This is a genomic window from Rothia sp. HMSC069C04 (assembly GCF_001812895.1).
Lineage (GTDB): Bacteria > Actinomycetota > Actinomycetes > Actinomycetales > Micrococcaceae > Rothia.
This window is the reverse complement of sequence record NZ_KV810762.1, coordinates 162,088-162,815: the sequence shown is the minus strand read 5'-3', so window position 1 is coordinate 162,815 and position 728 is coordinate 162,088. Positions and strand designations below refer to the sequence as shown.

Here is a 728-nt window from a genome sequence, read left to right as displayed (position 1 = left end):
TGCTTTTGGCATCCGATTCGCGCCGCCTCGAATACGCAATGACCACCGAAGAACTATTCTTCCCCGCCATTCAAGACCTTTTTGAAGAAGGGAAAGGCTGGGTCATCACCCCCAATCAACAAATCTTGACCATGCACATCCTTGAGGCGCAGCCGCGCATCCATAATGAAGAACAAAAAATCTTCGACTGGAACGTCAAATTCGACATCCTTCCCGAAGCAAAAGTTTTCCGGAAAGATACCGGGCAGCTACAGCCCATCGCCGAATTCGACACGCGCGGACTCCTTCGCGACGGAGCAATCCACGGGACCTTGCGCTCGCGTTTCCTCGATCCCGGATGGGATATTCACTTCATCCCTGAAAAGGAGGTATAACCATGGGACCCCAACGTAAGGAACAGGAGACGAACGGAACGCTGGGTTCCTCCCAGGAAGCTCCGTCGGCATCTTCTGGTCAGCTACTTGCTCATCAGCAGGAGCCGCGGAAGCCCCGTTTTTCTCGTCGTGCCCTCGCAATAGCAGGCGTGGGCACCCTCGGCGCTCTCATCGTCGGTCGACAGACCGGTATCCTCGCCACCAATGAGGAAAAGCACGAAGCGCGCCTTTTCAAGCGGGATAAGGTACTGGCTTCCCTTGAGCCGACTGAGAAGTTTGATGGGCTTGCCAAACAGGGTGATTCAACTGGTCTGCTTGTCTACACCGCCTACGAGCGCAACGGCAGGTACGTGC

General features: G+C 55.4%; 2 pseudogenes. Both read left to right on the top strand.

What is annotated here, in order from left to right:
* Positions 1-374 (top strand): annotated as a pseudogene (locus tag HMPREF2879_RS08265) (DUF6318 family protein); the annotation flags it as partial.
* Positions 375-376: 2 nt separating this feature from the next.
* A pseudogene (locus HMPREF2879_RS08260) lies at positions 377-728 on the top strand (glycine/betaine ABC transporter permease); the annotation flags it as partial.